Raw genomic sequence first — 17,049 nt, 5'->3', positions numbered from 1 at the left:
AAAATTCTTGTCCAGCTGTCAATCCGGGTGGAACCTACTTCCATTTAATATTTAGCTGTGCCCATTGCTTCGCAGACATAGTTTCTATTCCTTTCTGGAAATTGAATGTTTGATCCAAACTCCAGGATACACCTGCACCATTGCCAAAAATATGCTGGTATTTTTTCACAAAATTATCCGGATCATTTTTTAAGCCATTTTCTAATTCACTGATGGTTATCACCTTGCGCTTAAACTTTTTACCTGACAATGATTCTGTAATATCAGCTAATTGTCCATAGGTTATCATGTCACCTCCTATATAGACAATGCTGTCTTCTATAACCGGCTCATTGAAAAAAATTTCTGCCGTAAGTTTTCCTATATCTTCGGGAGTTGTTACCGTAACAGCAGTATCCCAACTGCCTAAAGCAGTTATAGACTTAGTTTCCAGATCAAGAACACCGAAAAAAGGTTCAAATAAGTAACTTGTAAATAAACCCGTAGAAATAATAACCCATTTGGTATTTTTTTGCGATCGAAGAAGCGCTCTGACATCGAGTTGCTCATCAAAAAGGTCCTGGGCACTCCCCCTACCTATGACCTCAAAATCAACCCCGAATTGCCAGGGAAAATAGCGTTTAACCCCAGCGTTAAGTACGGCTCTTGCAAGTTTGAGCTGAAATCCACCTGCACCACTTCCATAACCCGTGCAAGAGACAACCGCATCGAATTCTTTAAAAATCTGAATAAGTTCGGAAGATGGAGATGTCAGATCTCCTGCCAGCAATTCTACCCCCAGTACTTTGAGCTCGTCAATGTTGCGCTTTTTATCAATATCCGTTGAATTGATGGTCGACTGACGAAGCAGTACTGCAATTTTTGTATTGGATAGGTGTTTTGACTTGTTTACCATATTGCGTATCACAGGCATTCCCAATTCACCTGCACCTAACACTAAAATTGATGTATTTTCCATTTTAAGATGTGATTATTCTTTCATTAAGATATATTCTGAATGACTTGTACGCGCAAAGGTAAATCATTTAAAATCCATTGACAATGAGACACATATATGTACGTTAGTTACCTAAATGTTAGTATTCTGAAAATAAGGGAGTTTAATTGTTATAGGATATAATATTGGTACATCAGGCTTTTGTGAAACATTTGTATGTAGAATAAATATCATGAATTTTAGTGACGCTATTTCTTGAGAAATATGATCACCTTTGGAAATAATACGCTGCAAAATATATAAAGAAGGAGAGTAATATGAACGATGATGAACTCAACAAGGCCTGGGATGACATTTGTAAGGTATTAAACAAAGATCAGGATGATCTTAAAAAAGATATATTGAATCATGTTGGTAATAAATGGTCCTTATTTATCGTACATGCTTTAGGAGTGGATGGACGAATGCGTTTTTCCGCATTACAGCACCATATCAATGGCATAAGTCAAAGGATGTTAACCAAATGTCTCCGCGAACTGGAGCGGGACGGCTTGATAAGCCGAAGTATTTATCCGGAAGTACCTCCACGAGTCGAATATGAATTGACACCTCTAGGTAAAGGTTTACTTATTCAAGTAACCCCGCTTTGGTTTTGGATTGCCAGCAACATTAACACTTTCACAGAGGCGAGAAGCAATTATACTAACCCATTAATCGATAAGGGCTAAAGCTTAAATTGATTAAAAATACTTCGTCAAAAAATGCAGGAAAACAACTTGGATATAGAAAAGCAGCTAGCGGTTTTCACTAAAGACGATATCGCTGATTATTTAACTTTGAGCCGGCCGTTCCGATCGGACACCTTTGCCATTATCCATGTCCGCAGTGGAAAATTTATTTTTCTGTGTAACTCGACCGTCTTTTCGCTCCAGGCCAATAACCTTTTTTTCGCTTTACCAGGATCAGTCTACGAACTGCAGCATATAGCGGAAAATAGTTCGATTTTAGGCATATCATTCTCTAAAAAATACCTGGAAGTTCAAGGGATACATACTACCAGTGAAAAAATGGCACGTATATTTTCCTCAGAAATGCAGTTGCAATGTGTATTGACCACGCAAGAGTCCGGGGACGTAGGTGCTGACATGGAAAGTCTTTATAGAAAAATGAATTATCCTGCCGAAACCCCTTACTTACAGGAAATAGTGAAATATGCTTTCCTATCGACCATCTATACATCCTCACTGGTCTTTTATAAAAAAAATAAGACCGGGGTATAGGTTCATCCGCCGTCTGATAAGCCAGTTCGTTTTGTTGTCTGCTAGCCGCTTTACTACCAGCAATAAACAGAATAGGATGAGGAGAAATTAATCTAATGGTATCCAGAGCTGAAAATGTCGCTAGTTTCTCAAGGGAATAGGCCAGAATACTGTTTGACCAGTTTGGATGTGCACCACGTGCTGGATTAAAATAATAATCAGGTGCCTGCTTGAGCAGTTCCATTACATTGGGTGCACCTGCTGGAGGAATAAGTGGATAATAAAGAGGCTCTTCTCCTGATGCAAAAGCTGTACGCGCCTTTGATCCCGCTTCAAATACAGCAACCAAAGTAGCGTGATCGCCAAATTGATCAGCCATTGCCCCACGTTGATCCATCATTCCGCTAACTGTTGCAACAGCCTTTATCCTTCGATCTGTTGCTGCTGCCGTTGGCGCTACGCCTCCGCCTCCGCAAATTCCCATTACCCCTATGCGCTCCAAATCTACCTCCATCCTGGTTGTCAAATAGCTTACAGCATTTTTCGTATCCTCTACTTTGGTAAAAGGATCTTCATCAAAACGGGGATAACCTTCACTTTGCCCATATGAACGGTGATCAAAAGCCAATGTTACAAAACCTTTACTGGCCAGTTCTTGTGCATATCGGCCAGAAGTTTGTTCCTTAACTCCTCCGCCTGGAGCGATCACAAGAACAGCCTGCCTTTTTTCACCAGGAAGATAGTCCGCTGGAATATATAAGTGACCTGACAGGGTTAAGTTACCACTGCGAAAATGAATGTTAACGGGATGAGGTGCCACGGATTCAGCTTTCACATTAATTGTCTGTGCTGAAGAAATTTGATCTTTAATGTTTTCCATAATTGCTATGTATAATTCTTTTAGTAAAAATACAGCAGTATTATGGGTAGAAAAAGGTCATAAATTCATAGAAACTAGTCAAATCGTAGCTTTACAATATAAGCGATTTGATTTAAAACGGGTTTCCATGTGGGGATCTTTGCTGTGTCTGTTCTACTATTGCCTATCTAAATAAAATTGGGCAAAACACCTGAGTTTACAGATTGTTAACTCAGGAACTAGAGTTACTGCAATGCTTAAAGAACCGATCCTGAAAATCCTAAATAAAATCTACCAGCCCGGCACCATGGTAGAAATGAAATTTAAACGTTATGACCTTGTGTTTAAAACAGATGAAAAAGGCAGGCCAATGCTGTTGTTTATTGGAGAGAAAGAAAATAACGGTAAGATTAAAGGTGAACGCTATGCACGAAGGTTAGTGGAAAATACAGAAGGTATTGTACTCAAAGATCACTGGGATCATAAAGGAAAAGCCACGGCACAGCTGAACTAGTCAATAATTTAATATCATCAAAGTCAGATCCAACCTCCTGCTAAAATAAAAAAATCTAAACATGATACCTGCCGAAGTTGTTGCTATCCATAATTCAGTTAAACTAAATTGATCTTTATGGAAAATCAGGAAAAAGAAATAGAACAGGAAGAAATCATTAACCCGGGGCAGTTCCAGGCAGGACGCGCGCCCGGAGAGGATAAGTTACAAAAGGAAGACGACTCAGAGTACACCGAAGACGAAATTGAGTTTGCCGACGGAGAAGGGACGCAACTAGACGAAGAATTTGATGTCCCGGAGAAACAGGATCCAGAAGACGATGTTGAAAGTGACCTGGATGAAGAAGAATTTGACCAGGAAGGTGATCTAATAGGTTAAAAGGGCTAAACTCTATGCGGCAGCCGAATTTGGGATTAAGTTATAAACCTGTGGAGCAGTCTCTTTTTTAGGCATAAATTTTTGACACGCTAAACAGAAAGTCTTTGCTGTCACGGATGCGCTTATGCCTCTGGAAATTGCGCTGAAAACTTTCAATTTGCATGGGAATGACTCAGGGGAAACAAGGCCGGGCTGTTCGTAAATAAATTCAAAATAGCTAAATCATAAAGCTATACCGACCGGGTACTGCCTGAGTATTGCCTGAGTACTCGTTAGGGTAAGAGCAATGCTAAAGTAACGTGAGAGCATGGCAAGTCCAAGTCAAAACAACTAGTTGAAACAACATGGACTCGACATGCTTACAGCCCGTTTACAACCTGGTGTCATCCCGACCAACACTCAGGCAGAACCAAACCATAACTAGCTGAATATTAATGAAATTGTAATTTTCCCTTTGACTAACCCACGGACAACTGCGGACAATTGCAGACAGCTGCGGACAATTACGGCCATTTTTTACGCATCAGGATCATCTTTAACGCGAATAGCTTACATTGGTGGAAAAGCATTTATTTATTATGGGAAGTTTAACGGGTAAATTTTCAAAGGGAATCCTGGACGGTTTCATTTTTAAAGCAGCAGTTTGGCGTACAGGTTGTTTCAAAAGTTCTGTACCGGGCAAAAGGAAACAAGCAATGGAAACCGAAAGGCATCAGAGAACTTTCGTAAAAGTAGCAGGCCTGGAAAAATCAGGAAGTAATTATTTAGCTTTTTCATCAAGCAGACTTTCAATTAAGACATCTATTGCCATAAACTCATTGGCAATCTTTAAAATATCATCTATACAATTTATATCAATTTTTTTCCATCCTTGCATCAAAGTTAGTGGCCCAAATTTCATGCTGACATTTGGCCAATTATGTTCCATACTTTTAAATTGTTCTCTGAAGTCATGAGCGAAGTGTCTACTGGTTAGATCATAGCCGTTAAGTTTTCTCAATTTGAGTGCATGAATATTGTAAAATAATCTATTTTCTTTAATACCGGTATCATTAATCCATATCGAAAAGAATATTGCAGGGCCAGTTTGAGGTTTTGCATTTGGATTATTTGCCCAATGCCGTTTATGTAATTTTAAAATAACTGAGTCTAACCAAACACCTGTCTCCACTTGTAATTGCTTTTGATGGAGTAGTCTTTTGTCAAGTCTATCAGCAGCTTGCTGAAAAATGGATAAATAAAAATCAAGGTCTGGGTTCATCATAAAATGAGATTTAAAAATGCATCGGTAACGCCAAAAGTTAAATTATCCATCCCACCTTTATTTTCCAATTCTCCATTTCCTGTTGTCTCTTTCGAAGATCTTTAGGTGGTGACTGTTTTTCCTTCATCACCCTGCTTCTCATAATCGTTGTTTGATTTTCGAGTGTATTAAGTCCTAAAGATGCTCTTCTTTGATTCACTTTAGCTAGATTATCATAAAGATTTGGACTTAATTTTCCAGCTTTATCCCAATCAAATTGGGTTCCATATAATTGCGGATTGCCTTCAAATACGGCAATCCGGTCAATCAGGTAAGCAAAATGTATGGGGTCAGCTTTATTTTCAGAGACTGCAATTTCCAACAATTCTGCACATCTTTTCATAAAGGCAGGATGCGAAATGGAATGCTGAATGACTAACCATGCTGCTTCAGCAGCTTCTTTACCTACCATGTCAATAGTCGGGTAACCTATCCTATCAATGATCTCATTCAGCTTCGTTGCATTCTTGGCATGCAATTCCTCCATTGCCTTATCATAGCCATCAGAAAGCCTGCCTTCCTTTAGGAGTTCGTCCCTAAGTTGCAGGTCATTATTTTTTAACGCAATTATCGTATTTGCTATAGTATCAGAATTCATTGTTCGGGTACTTTTTATTTTTCACGTATTCCTGATTTGTATGATTTCGAATTTAAATTAAAAATCAGAAACATATCGAATATTAAACCACTCAACGATTTTTAATATTCCAACTTACTATGTGTTAATTGGGTATTTCAGCAAATGTCTGTTATTAATGGCATAATTCCAGTTACCAAGGTTATATGTTATCTTTTATTAGATTTGTTAAGATGTTTGAGATTTTTGAGAAGTACTTACGCATGCACACCGAAATTTCTGTTGAAGATCTGGAACTGATCCGTGCGGGCTCAGTACAAAGGACCATGCGGAAATGGCAGCCGATTTTGCAGGATGGGGAAATTTGGAGCATCAATTGTTTTATTGCCGCCGGTTGTCTGCGGCTATACAGGTTTGATCACGAGGGAAAGGATCACACGCTCAGGTTTGCCGTTGATAATTGGTGGATCACAGACTTTGAAAGTTACAACCACAATACGCCTTCTTCATATAATATTGAGGCATTAGCAGCAAGCACCATCATTATCTGGACAAAGGAGAAATGGGCCGAATTGATGGAAGCGATACCTGTTTTAAGAAATTTTAATGATACCCTTTTAGCCAATAGCTATGAAGCTAGTCAGCGAAGGATATATTCACTGATCAGTTCCTCTGCTGAAGCAAAATATACTGAATTTCAGAAAACTTATCCCAATGTATTTAACCGGGTACCATTGCACATGGTTGCCTCTTACCTGGGAATATCAAGAGAAACCCTCAGCAGGTTAAGGAAAGAATTTACTAAAAAAAATTAAAAAACACCCTCCAATACAATTTGGAAGGTATTTCTTTGATTAGCAATTATATGACCTGAACATCAGATTCCGTTAATGACGGTACCTGATTTAAATATTAGGGTGCAGCCCGTTAACCGGGCTCACCATTTCCAGCAGCGAAGCAATATGCAGGATAGTTGATTCTGCCAACCAGCTGCCAACAATCTGAACAGCAATCGGTAATCCCTCTTTACTTGTACCAAAACGCATAGCGATTCCGGGTAAGCCGGTGAGATTAAGCGGCACAGTAGCACCCTGGAGATAGGTCGCATCAACCGTTTCTCCGTTGATGATGAACTCCGTGACACCGTGTTTATGAGCCGGAATCGGTAGTACCGGGGTGATCAATGCGTCGTACTTTGTGAAATATTCCGCATATCCATCCCGCAAGCGCTCAACTGCCTGCTCCGCTTCAATAAAGTCCTTCATAGACGTATCAGGTAGCGAAAGCATCGTTTTGGCCATTTTATAAATATCAGCATCCGGCTGACCCGCTGTAGCCTCCATAAATGCCGGCTTCATTTCCATTACATGCAAACGATTAAATATGTCAAGGGCAAAATCGCGTTCAAGAGCAGGAATACGAACTGGTTCTACAACTATGCCCAGGCTTTTAAGCGCTTCGGCTGCAGCTTCTACAGTAGCAGCAACCTCGCAATCAACTGGTCCGAAACCAGGCTCTGCCAGCCATCCTATACGGAGTGTCTTGTAGGGTGTAAATGCTATTCCGGCATCGAACTGAACAGCACTGGAAGAAAAACTATCGTAACCATCAGGACCAGAAAGTACGGAGAAGGCCAGCGAAAGATCGCGGATGCTACGGGCCATTGGACCCGCATGCCAGAAACGGCGTGGTGCGCGCGGCCATATTCCTGTCATTGGCACACGGCCATGTGTAGCTTTAAGTGAAACAATGCCGGTTTGGGCAGCAGGGCCACGTACAGAAATAGCGAGGTCAGTTCCAATACCCAGCGGCGACATACCCGCAGCAATAGCTGCTGATTCGCCTCCACTTGAACCACCCGGTGTACGGGTCAGGTCCCATGGGTTGTTAGACCTCCCGCTTAATAAATTGTCGCTTTCGATCCAATAGGAGAATTCAGGAAGGTTAGTTTTTGCCAGCAGGATACCGCCTGCTTGTTTCATACGCGCTACACTGGTCGCATCGGTTTCAGGCACCCGGCCTCTGAAAATAGGCGAGCCCCGCTGGGTAAGGACATTTGCGGTGTCGATTGAATCCTTTACCGTGAACGGCACTCCATGAAGGGGCCCAATAGAATCCCCTCTCATTACCGCGGTTTCTGCTGCCTTTGCTGCCTCAAGTGCACCGCCGGCAACCGTAACGATCGCATTAATAGATGAATTCAGTGCTTCTATACGGTCCAGGTGTATTTTCATTACTTCCACAGGTGAGATCTCGCGGTTACGTATCAGTTCAGCTAATGTTGAAGCATCCTGGTAATAAAGGGGTTCTTTTAAGTTTTTCATGATTTTAATGAGCTGTTATATTTTTAACTTTCAGTTTCTGCATCCGTACTTCCGGGTGACTGAACAAAAGTGGGTATAGCTGGAATACTGCAACGAAGTCATATGACACAATCTGAAAGTGACATTTATCACAATTTTTTCAACTCTCCCCTTTATGATCAAAGCATGATATTTAATAAATGAGTTTAAAGGTCTGGTTGAATATCGCGACCCTGGCTCATATTTTCCATCGATACAGGCACACTATTAAGCAGGCGAAAACAAAAAAAACTCTCTAAATGCTTTAGAGAAGGCTTCTACCCTATTCCGGAGTCGAGCCGCTCCAAGCAAAATTTCAGGATTTCTTCCAAAACAGATTTAACCACCCTATTTAGAATTAGATATAAGTTTGCCTGAACGTAATTGACATAGAAAAAATGCAGAATGATCAGATAATTATTTATGAAACCAAAAATGGCAAAACGACAATTGACGATAAACGACGGCGAATTAGATGATAAATCAACTACCGAGCTTTTCTCGGTAGTTCAACAAGAAGGAAAAAGAAATTTGAAGTTTTATAACCTGGATATGCCCCTATCTGTTGGGTACCTTGTAAGCTCAAAAAAAGGAACACAATTCCGTATTTAGGCAACAGAATTTTAAAAGATCACCTCATTAAGAATTATTCCATCAATGAAAAGCGCTTAAAGGAGTAGAAAGAACAATTAAAATCTCTAAAACACAGTAATACTGTTAAGTAATGTAATTGAATCTCCATATTTATAAAACACTCAGCTTAATTACTATTATTTAACGCTGGAATAGTGAGGCACTGACTTTGTATTGTCAAATGATCAGTAAATAATAATAATGTCATCACCTACCTATCTGGTTACTGGAGCTTTTCAATTATTTTGTTTCATCTGTATTTATACGAACCATATCCCAACATAAAGCGAAAGAAACTTGAAAATATTTCTCTTTTTCCTGTGGATTGTGAATAAGGAAGTCAATAGTACTATACAGTAAGGTGCTAAACATTTTAATAAGAAATTCAACAGGAACGTCCTTGATCTGCTTATTCAAGATAGCTACTTTCCACCAGTGAAGTAATTCAAGCCAGGTATCATCCTCCTGCATAATCTGCTTTTTATAATAAGCTGAGTTAACAAACTGCTGAATAAAGCCAAATTCATTTTTATGCGCCAAAGACCATTCTATTAGGTTATTCCACATACGCCGCAGGTGCTCTCTAACATCACATGCGGTTTCATTAGTTTTTGTCTGGGCTATAAAATTACGCTTGGCGTATACATAGCTTGATATAATAATATCATCCTTGGTAGAAAAATGGTGAAAAAGGGTACCAGTAGCTACTCCTGCAGACTTTGAAATATCAGCGGTTGCAACCTTATCAAAACCACGGTCCACAAAGAGATCAATTGCGGCGATAATAATTTTTTCTTTCTTGGATATATTGTCAGTCATTACTGCCAAAGTTAGAACATTTCTATCATTACTTATTACAGCTTGCGGTCGGCCTTTGTATATTCCAGGATCCATCCGGGATATTCTGCCGGCAATTGACTGATCTTATCAAGTGTATTCAACTCCTCTGTTGTGAATTTAACATTCGCTGCATTAAGATTATCAGATAATTGTTCTTGTTTTTTTGCCCCGATAATAATACTTGTCACCGCGGGTTGGTGGAGTAACCAGGCAAGGGAAAGCTGGGCAACAGAAACGTTTTTTTCTTTAGCCATCACATGAAGGATATCTAGTATGTTAAATGCCCTTTCGGAATTAACCAATGGGAAGTTTACAGTTTTACGCCTTCCTGAATCGTTATCCCCGGATCTAGAATATTTACCACTTAATAATCCTCCTGCAAGTGGACTCCATACCATTAATCCAACATTTTGATTAACTAACAATGGAATAATCTCCCGTTCAATGTCCCTTCCAGCAATGGTATAGTAAGCCTGAAGCGATATGAACTTTTCTATGCGGTTATATTTTGAATAAGATAGTGCCTGAGATAGAAACCATGCTGGAACATTGCTTGCTCCAATGTAACGCACTTTGCCACTTCTTACTAAATCATCCATGACATCAAGAGTTTCTTCAACAGGCGTCAATGGATCATAAGAATGCATCTGATAGAGATCAATATAATCTGTCCCTAAGCGTCGAAGACTTGCGTCTATCTGTTGCATAAGGTGCTTGCGAGATAAACCTTTATCATTTATCCCCGGGCCCATTGCTGACCTTGCCTTAGTTGCCAATACTAATGAATCCCGGTCAACTCCCAGATTCTTGATAGCCTGTCCGGTAATTTCTTCAGATCGTCCTCCGCTATATACATTAGCGGTATCAATAAAATTAATTCCAGCATCTATTGCATGCTTCATTAGCTGATCTGCATCCGATTGATTTAACCCTCCTAATTCTTTGTAAACTGGGTGATCCCCAAATGTCATAGTTCCTAAGCAAAATTCAGAAACTACTAGCCCTGAATTTCCTAATTTTTTAAATTTCATATAGACTAAAATTAAATCGACTGACTGGTCGGTCTACAAATGTAATTAATTTTTTAGAATTTAATATGCATTTAATTGGATGGTTGATATGATCAGGTAACGGTGGAAAAATATGGAATAACAAAATGGGATCACTCCTCTATAAAGGAAACAGATATGGGTAACATTCTTATTAATTTTAACGATATATCCCGGATACTCTACTAATTATTTCGTAATTTACTTGCAGTATGAACCGTAAACCAAATTAAATGTTAAACCGTAGAAATTTCCTTAACTACGCTGCAACCGCAGTAGGAACCACTGCCCTGCTTTCTGCCTTAGACAATCCTGCCTATGCCCTTTTCAATAAGACTATTGGCGCAAACGACCAGATCAATATTGGGGTAATAGGAATCAAAGGCATGGGATGGTCTGACCTCAAAGCGGCCCTCAAAGTACCGGGAGTAAACCTGATCGCCCTGTGTGACAGTGATGCCAATGTGCTTGATGAAAGGATGGCCGAATTAAAGTCGATGAATGTTGACGCCGCAAAAGTAAAAAGATATAAAGATTATCGTGCGCTGCTCGATAATAAAGATGTCGATGCAGTAATTATCGGGACACCTGATCACTGGCATGCCCTGATGATGATTCATGCAGTACAGGCGGGTAAAGATGTATATGTTGAAAAGCCGGTCGGCAACTCTATTGTCGAATGCAGTACCATGGTCAAAGCGCAGGAAAAATACAATAAGGTGGTACAGGCAGGTCAATGGCAGCGCAGTCAGCAACATTTTAAAGATGCTGTTGATTTCGTAAAGAGCGGCCAGCTGGGAAATATCAGAACTGTAAAAGTATGGTGTTACCAGGGCTGGATGAAACCTGCTCCCGTAGTACCGGATACCTTACCCCCTGCTGGCGTCGATTATGCCATGTGGCTTGGCCCGGCGAATAAAAGAGCATTCAATGCCAGCAGATACCACTTCAATTTTCGCTGGTTCTGGGATTATGCCGGTGGGTTAATGACCGACTGGGGAGTGCATTTATTGGATTATGGCTTGCTGGGTATGAATTCACCTGTACCAAAAACCATATCTGCATTAGGTGGCCGCTTTGCCTATCCCGATCTTTATGAAGAAACTCCTGATACGCTGACTACCTTATATGAGTTTGACAAGTTCAACATGGTATGGGATTCTGCCATGGGCATTGATAACGGCTCTTATAACCGCAACCATGGGATTGCCTATATTGGTAACAACGGCACGCTGATCCTCAACAGGGAAGGCTGGGAAGTTATTGAAGAGAAGATAAGCGGCAATAAAGTTAGCAAGCCCTTTGTTAAATCCTCAGATAATGGACTGGACAATCATATGGTCAATTTCTTCAGTGTGGTCAGATCCAGAAAAAAAGCAGAACTGAACTGCGCTATACAAGATGCAGCGCATGTAGCTACCGTTGCCCAAATGGGAAACCTTGCCTTCAGAAGCGGACAAAAATTATCATGGGACAATGCCAAACACCAATTTACAGACCAGCAGATCAACGATAAATACCTGCTGGCCCAGTATCACAACGGTTACAGTTTGCCCAAAGTTTAACGCTACTTTTAAACAGCTCAGGATGTATAATTTCCTGATCATATACCGCAGCCATTCTGCCTGACTTATATATGGTGAAAACAGCTCCTTTTCACCATATATAAGTTCAGTAGGTTATTCCATTGAAACAGCAAATATCTCCATGGTCCTGACCCGGCCTTTTAATAAGTTTTTTCCAACAGATCTCATTTCGTATTTGGCCGGAAGCCGAAGCAATTGTGCCAGATCTTCTGATATCAGCAAATCAGCCTGGTAATGATTGCAAAGTCCCTGAATCCTTGCTGAAGTATTAAGGACGTCCCCAGTGAAGATGATTTCTTTTTTCAGCGATCCGATCTCCCCGGCAGTTACCATTCCACAATGCAAACCAGCTTTAAAGTCCGGTAATAATCCAAACTGGCTATTATATTTTTCAGCCTGCATTTCCAAAGCGCGTTTCATAGCAAAAAAACACTCAATACCGTTACTATTTTTTAATCCCTCTTTTAATTTCCAGCTGATAATCATCTCATCACCCGCGTATTGATAGATGGTGCCTGCATAGTCAATAACAGCGACCGAAAGATCGGAGAAGTACTCCTTTAGCATTTGAAAATATCTCACATGACCCAATTTTTCCGCAATCGTAGTGGAAGACTTCATATCCAGAAACATAAATATCCTTTCTTCTTCTACCGGGTGATGATAAGTCCCCAGGAAAAAATTACTCAATGTGCCCACTCCAATGCTTTGGCTGAATTCAGCGTATAATTGGGTAATCACAATTATTGAGGCAATGTAAACCATAATACCGATCACGGCATAGTTGGTGAAAAATGCCCATGCCGGCGATGCCAAACCTCTGATAGAATGTACGTTATAGGTATACAAGGTGTTGGTGAAAGTAATAATGATCAGGAACACGATCACAATGACCAGATAAATAAGGGATTTGAAGATGATCTTTTTAGTGAAACTGTTTTTGATAAACCACTTATGGAAATAACCAATTTCCATTATCCCGGTCAATAGTCCCATCATCAGGCCTGATAATGGGACTAAAAGAATGTTTCTTACAAAGTCGTAATCGACGCCCGTAGAGGGATAATGGTCCAGGTTTCCAATAATCCCTTTCTCCAGCATGATATAAATAAGGCCGAAAATAAACCATAATACTCCGAAAGGAACAACACGCTTAATATTTCTTATAGTTTTGGGTAGCAGCATAATGGTAAGTTACAAAATCGTCATCTGGTTTCAGAATTTCGATGTAGAATCCCATTCCTGGAAATCAGCGCCTCTGAACCAACTTGTGAATTGATACGCTATAAATCTGCCGGACTCCCTCCTACCAGTTTCGGCTACAACCTAACCTGATTTGGACACATTCTGCACCTCATTTGTGAAGACCTTTACCTCAACAAATAAATTAATTATGAAAAGGATTTTAGTTATTGGTGCATCAGGGTTTATTGGCGGTTACTTAACAAACCAGTTATTAGCCGAAGGTTATACCGTACGCTGCCTTGCACGTAGCCCGGATAAATTAAAGGAATTAGCGCAACATGATGGCTGCGAGATCGTCAAAGGCGATTTCACAGATTCTGAATCTGTGCAGCATGCGCTTGAGTCTGTGGATGCAGTATATGTTTCCATCCACACCCTGGCGCCTCAGCACAAAGGCACAGCAGAGCAGGGTTTTATGGAAATCGAAATGAACGCGCTGAATAATATTGTGGAAGGCTGCAGAATGCATGGTGTGCACCGCATTATCTACGTTACTTCCCTGGGCATTTCTGCTGATGCCAAAGACACCTGGACCGGTGGTCGCTGGAAAACACAACAATATCTTTTGAACAGTGGTCTGGATGTGACCGTGATCCAGCCGGGCATGATCGTAGGGATTGGCGGACAGGGATTTAATATGGTGCTGGCAAATGCGCAAAAAAGCATCGCTTTTGTAATAGGGAACGGCCGGAACAAGTTTCGGAGCATTGCCATTGACGACCTGGTTTATAACCTGAAAGGTGTTTTACAAGAACCGAAAGCTTATGGGCAGTGCTATGAAGTGGGCAGTGATGATATATTAACGGGTGATCAGCTGATCGATGAAGCGGCAGACGTCGTTGGTCATGCTCATCCTAGGAAAGTACATATTCCACTTGGCCTTTTACGCTTTGCTGCGCCATTAATAGAACGTATAACCAGATCACCAAAGGGAGCCATCAAAGGGGCACTGGGCGGATTGGGCGAAGACCTGACCGGTGACCCATCGGCAATCAGGAAACTATTGCCGCGCAAACCACTATCCTATAAACAAGCTGTAGCACAGGCAGTCAAAAATTATCAAAATAAATAATCAACTTGCATGATGGAAAAAAACCAGCCATACCAGATCAAAACGATCAGTGATTTTCATAAGATCCTGGGTGCTCCGGCGCCCGGGCATCCGCTGATCAGCGTTATTGACATCAAACCGTTTGAGCATATACCAGCAGGGATACCGGGTAGTGTGATCAATGGCTTCTATAACATTTCTCTTAAAAGAGGCTTCCAGTCTCCTGTTAAATTCAAATACGGGCAGCAATCTTATGATTTTGACGAAGGCGTACTTAGTTTTATGTCACCCGGCCAGATCAGTAGTTTTGATCCGCAGAAATACGCAAGTCCTGAGCAATCAGGCTGGTTGCTGCTTTTCCATCCCGACTTTCTCTGGAACACACCTTTGGCTAAGAAGATCGGACAGTACGGTTTTTTTGACTACGCAGTCAATGAAGCTTTGTTCCTTTCAGATAAAGAAGAAGCGACCCTGATGCAGAGCGTGGGTAACATCAGACAGGAGTATCACAACAATATGGATAAGTTCAGCCATGACATCATTATCAACCAGATGGAATCGTTGCTGAACTATTCGGACCGCTTTTATCAGCGGCAGTTTATGACCAGGAGGAAAACCAGTCACGAGCTACTGGATCGCGTTAACGAAAAACTAGTAGAGTATTTTAATGATGTAAATGCCAGGAATGGTGGATTGCCGACCGTTACTTATCTTTCGGAACATCTTCATGTATCGCCTGATTATTTAAGCGGACTTCTTAAAACGCTCACCGGGCTGACCGCACAGCAACATATCCATCAGAAGCTTATTGAAAAGGCTAAACAACAGCTTTCTACAACAAATTTATCTGTAAGCGAGATTGCTTACCAGCTTGGCTTTGAGCATTCACAATCTTTCAATAAGTTGTTTAAAGCGAAAACCAATCTTTCACCATTAGCATTCAGAGCATCATTTAGTTGATGAATATATAGCGATTCCGGATTTTGCTCCAGCTGGTACCCGCTCAAAAACTGTTTTAACCGTAACAAATAAAGTTATGTTGATCAAGTGCCTTCAATAAATCCAGGATAAATAGAGGCCAAACTTTGGTTTTGACATATTTAATCAAAATTCACCATCGCTTTTATAACCATTTGCTTTGGATCGGAAAGTGTTGGAAAGTCATGCGCCAAATCCTGAAATTTAACGCGATGACTAATAAATGTGCTGACGGGAATTTTATTTTCCAAAAGGCAATCTATAACAAAGTTGAAATCTTCCCGAAGGGCATTCCGGCTGCTTTTTAACGAAGCTTCCCTTTTATGAAATTCCGGATGACTTAAAACGATTTCCTGTTTTTGAAGACCAATCAGCACAATGCGTCCGCTGTGGGCCAGAAAATTCAGCGCCCCGTTAATGGCCTGTAAATTTCCGCTGCAATCGATAATGACAAGGGGAAATTCTTCACCAAGCAAACGGCAAATGCCTGAACGCATGTCCTCTTCACTAAGGTTAATCAGCAGGCTTATTCCGAGCTGGCTGGCGCAATAATCCAGCCTTGTTTTATTAAAATCTGCCAAAATGACTTTAGCACCCTTTATTTTAGCGATTGCAGCCGTCCCAATTCCTATAGGGCCTGCACCAAGCACGAGTACCGTTTCTCCCGGCGATACCTGTGCAGTTGCAACACCATGGGCAGCTATAGCCAGCGGTTCTACTAACGCAAGCTCATCTGCACCCAGCCCCCTTGACGGGATGAGGAACTGCGTTGGTACACTGATAAATTCGCTCAATGCACCATCCTGATGAACCCCCAAAACACTGAGATGGGTACAGCAATTTTCACGGTTATTCTTGCAAGCGATACATTTACCACAGTTGAGGTAAGGTAAAATGGTGACCAGGTCTCCCTCATTGAAAGACCCGTTATCCTCTATTGCTGCTACCGTTCCACAAATTTCATGACCTAATATCCGGGGATAAGAAAAAAAGGCTGATTGCCGGTATAGGCGTGATAGTCCGTTCCACAAATACCTACCCTATTTAACTTGATAAGGGCATGACCAGCCCCCCTTTCGGGCATGGGGAGGTTTTTATATTGAAAATTTCCAGGACTTAACAATTGTAGTGTTAACATTAGTTTTTTATTTTATCGAGCTCCAGCCAAAATGCTGCTGGTATCTCTTTGTAAATCATATCTATATTATCTTGTACCTTTTCAGGCAGGGTTGTACTCATAGCAATACGCTGAATATCGCTAATTTGCCTGACGTAACCAAAACAGGCTTCCGCAGGGAGTAGCTGGTACTTAGCGCAACCTTTAACAAGGCTTTAGGGTGAACATAAATAGTCTGGCTATTGGCTATCTAAGTTGAAGCATTAACTGCAAATATTACACTAATCACAAAAAGACCGGTTGTTCTTGCTTTACCCCCTCAAAAATGTGAGTTGTCCCCCCATAACCTTCATGTCAACCCATTAGCTTAGTATGAAATTA

The 17,049-nt window shown here is 40.9% G+C and carries 17 protein-coding genes and 1 pseudogene; 8 read left to right on the top strand and 10 right to left on the bottom strand.

The window, feature by feature from the left end; genetic code table 11:
- Positions 1-34: 34 nt before the first annotated feature.
- Positions 35-958: an aromatic alcohol reductase gene (locus tag AB3G38_RS24070; RefSeq protein WP_367866238.1), complete on the bottom strand. Its 924-nt coding sequence runs from the start codon at positions 956-958 to the stop codon at positions 35-37.
- Between the two features lie 296 nt (positions 959-1,254).
- Between AB3G38_RS24070 and AB3G38_RS24065 the strand changes: the two genes are divergently transcribed.
- The gene (locus AB3G38_RS24065) at positions 1,255-1,665 is read left to right on the top strand and encodes a winged helix-turn-helix transcriptional regulator (RefSeq protein WP_367866237.1); all 411 of its coding nucleotides are present in this window, start codon (positions 1,255-1,257) and stop codon (positions 1,663-1,665) included.
- Positions 1,666-1,990: 325 nt separating this feature from the next.
- On the opposite strand, the gene AB3G38_RS24060 is transcribed toward AB3G38_RS24065, so the two are convergent.
- Positions 1,991-3,076, bottom strand: coding sequence for an alpha/beta hydrolase (locus AB3G38_RS24060; RefSeq protein WP_367866236.1), 1,086 nt, complete (start codon positions 3,074-3,076; stop codon positions 1,991-1,993).
- A gap of 232 nt (positions 3,077-3,308) precedes the next feature.
- Between AB3G38_RS24060 and AB3G38_RS24055 the strand changes: the two genes are divergently transcribed.
- Together AB3G38_RS24055 and AB3G38_RS24050 are read left to right on the top strand one after the other, a co-directional pair.
- On the top strand, positions 3,309-3,569 hold the full coding sequence (locus tag AB3G38_RS24055) for a hypothetical protein (protein WP_367866235.1): 261 nt from the start codon (positions 3,309-3,311) through the stop codon (positions 3,567-3,569).
- A gap of 108 nt (positions 3,570-3,677) precedes the next feature.
- Positions 3,678-3,947 carry a hypothetical protein gene (locus tag AB3G38_RS24050; protein WP_367866234.1) on the top strand — a complete coding sequence of 90 codons (270 nt, stop codon included), beginning with the start codon at positions 3,678-3,680 and terminating at the stop codon, positions 3,945-3,947.
- A 760-nt stretch (positions 3,948-4,707) separates the two neighbouring features.
- Here AB3G38_RS24050 and AB3G38_RS24045 read toward each other — a convergent pair.
- Together AB3G38_RS24045 and AB3G38_RS24040 are read right to left on the bottom strand one after the other, a co-directional pair.
- Complete coding sequence (locus AB3G38_RS24045; protein ID WP_367866233.1) at positions 4,708-5,211, bottom strand: hypothetical protein; 504 nt, start codon at positions 5,209-5,211, stop codon at positions 4,708-4,710.
- Between the two features lie 37 nt (positions 5,212-5,248).
- Positions 5,249-5,848, bottom strand: coding sequence for a DUF6624 domain-containing protein (locus tag AB3G38_RS24040; RefSeq protein WP_367866232.1), 600 nt, complete (start codon positions 5,846-5,848; stop codon positions 5,249-5,251).
- A gap of 212 nt (positions 5,849-6,060) precedes the next feature.
- Here AB3G38_RS24040 and AB3G38_RS24035 point away from each other — a divergent pair, with 212 nt between their 5' ends.
- The gene (locus AB3G38_RS24035) at positions 6,061-6,642 is read left to right on the top strand and encodes a Crp/Fnr family transcriptional regulator (RefSeq protein ID WP_367866231.1); all 582 of its coding nucleotides are present in this window, start codon (positions 6,061-6,063) and stop codon (positions 6,640-6,642) included.
- Between the two features lie 90 nt (positions 6,643-6,732).
- On the opposite strand, the gene AB3G38_RS24030 is transcribed toward AB3G38_RS24035, so the two are convergent.
- Positions 6,733-8,151: an amidase gene (locus AB3G38_RS24030; protein ID WP_367866230.1), complete on the bottom strand. Its 1,419-nt coding sequence runs from the start codon at positions 8,149-8,151 to the stop codon at positions 6,733-6,735.
- A 441-nt stretch (positions 8,152-8,592) separates the two neighbouring features.
- Between AB3G38_RS24030 and rhuM the strand changes: the two genes are divergently transcribed.
- Positions 8,593-8,781, top strand: a complete 189-nt coding sequence (gene rhuM, locus AB3G38_RS24025) for a RhuM family protein (protein ID WP_367866229.1) — start codon at positions 8,593-8,595, stop codon at positions 8,779-8,781.
- Positions 8,782-9,042: 261 nt separating this feature from the next.
- Here rhuM and AB3G38_RS24020 read toward each other — a convergent pair whose 3' ends face one another.
- Positions 9,043-9,621, bottom strand: a complete 579-nt coding sequence (locus AB3G38_RS24020; RefSeq protein WP_367866228.1) for a TetR/AcrR family transcriptional regulator — start codon at positions 9,619-9,621, stop codon at positions 9,043-9,045.
- A gap of 35 nt (positions 9,622-9,656) precedes the next feature.
- A complete protein-coding gene (locus AB3G38_RS24015; protein ID WP_367866227.1) occupies positions 9,657-10,673 on the bottom strand; it encodes an aldo/keto reductase in 1,017 nt (338 codons plus the stop codon).
- A 251-nt stretch (positions 10,674-10,924) separates the two neighbouring features.
- Between AB3G38_RS24015 and AB3G38_RS24010 the strand changes: the two genes are divergently transcribed.
- Complete coding sequence (locus AB3G38_RS24010) at positions 10,925-12,256, top strand: Gfo/Idh/MocA family protein (protein ID WP_367866226.1); 1,332 nt, start codon at positions 10,925-10,927, stop codon at positions 12,254-12,256.
- 114 nt (positions 12,257-12,370) lie between these two features.
- Here the strand turns inward: AB3G38_RS24010 and AB3G38_RS24005 are convergent, their stop codons facing one another.
- Positions 12,371-13,462: an adenylate/guanylate cyclase domain-containing protein gene (locus AB3G38_RS24005; protein ID WP_367866225.1), complete on the bottom strand. Its 1,092-nt coding sequence runs from the start codon at positions 13,460-13,462 to the stop codon at positions 12,371-12,373.
- 208 nt (positions 13,463-13,670) lie between these two features.
- Between AB3G38_RS24005 and AB3G38_RS24000 the strand changes: the two genes are divergently transcribed.
- Both AB3G38_RS24000 and AB3G38_RS23995 read left to right on the top strand, forming a co-directional pair.
- Entirely contained in the window at positions 13,671-14,594 is a 924-nt protein-coding gene (locus tag AB3G38_RS24000) for an SDR family oxidoreductase (RefSeq protein WP_367866224.1), read from the top strand.
- 9 nt (positions 14,595-14,603) lie between these two features.
- Positions 14,604-15,533, top strand: a complete 930-nt coding sequence (locus AB3G38_RS23995; RefSeq protein ID WP_367866223.1) for a helix-turn-helix domain-containing protein — start codon at positions 14,604-14,606, stop codon at positions 15,531-15,533.
- Between the two features lie 140 nt (positions 15,534-15,673).
- Here the strand turns inward: AB3G38_RS23995 and AB3G38_RS23990 are convergent, their stop codons facing one another.
- Both AB3G38_RS23990 and AB3G38_RS23985 read right to left on the bottom strand, forming a co-directional pair.
- Positions 15,674-16,201: a zinc-binding dehydrogenase gene (locus AB3G38_RS23990; protein ID WP_367868785.1), complete on the bottom strand. Its 528-nt coding sequence runs from the start codon at positions 16,199-16,201 to the stop codon at positions 15,674-15,676.
- A 162-nt stretch (positions 16,202-16,363) separates the two neighbouring features.
- Positions 16,364-16,635 (bottom strand): annotated as a pseudogene (locus AB3G38_RS23985) (alcohol dehydrogenase catalytic domain-containing protein); the annotation flags it as partial.
- Positions 16,636-17,049 lie beyond the last annotated feature (414 nt).

This window comes from Pedobacter sp. WC2423 (assembly GCF_040822065.1).
In the GTDB taxonomy this organism is placed as follows: domain Bacteria; phylum Bacteroidota; class Bacteroidia; order Sphingobacteriales; family Sphingobacteriaceae; genus Pedobacter.
The sequence above is the reverse complement of the archived record's forward strand: the minus strand, read 5'-3'. Positions and strand labels throughout refer to the sequence as shown.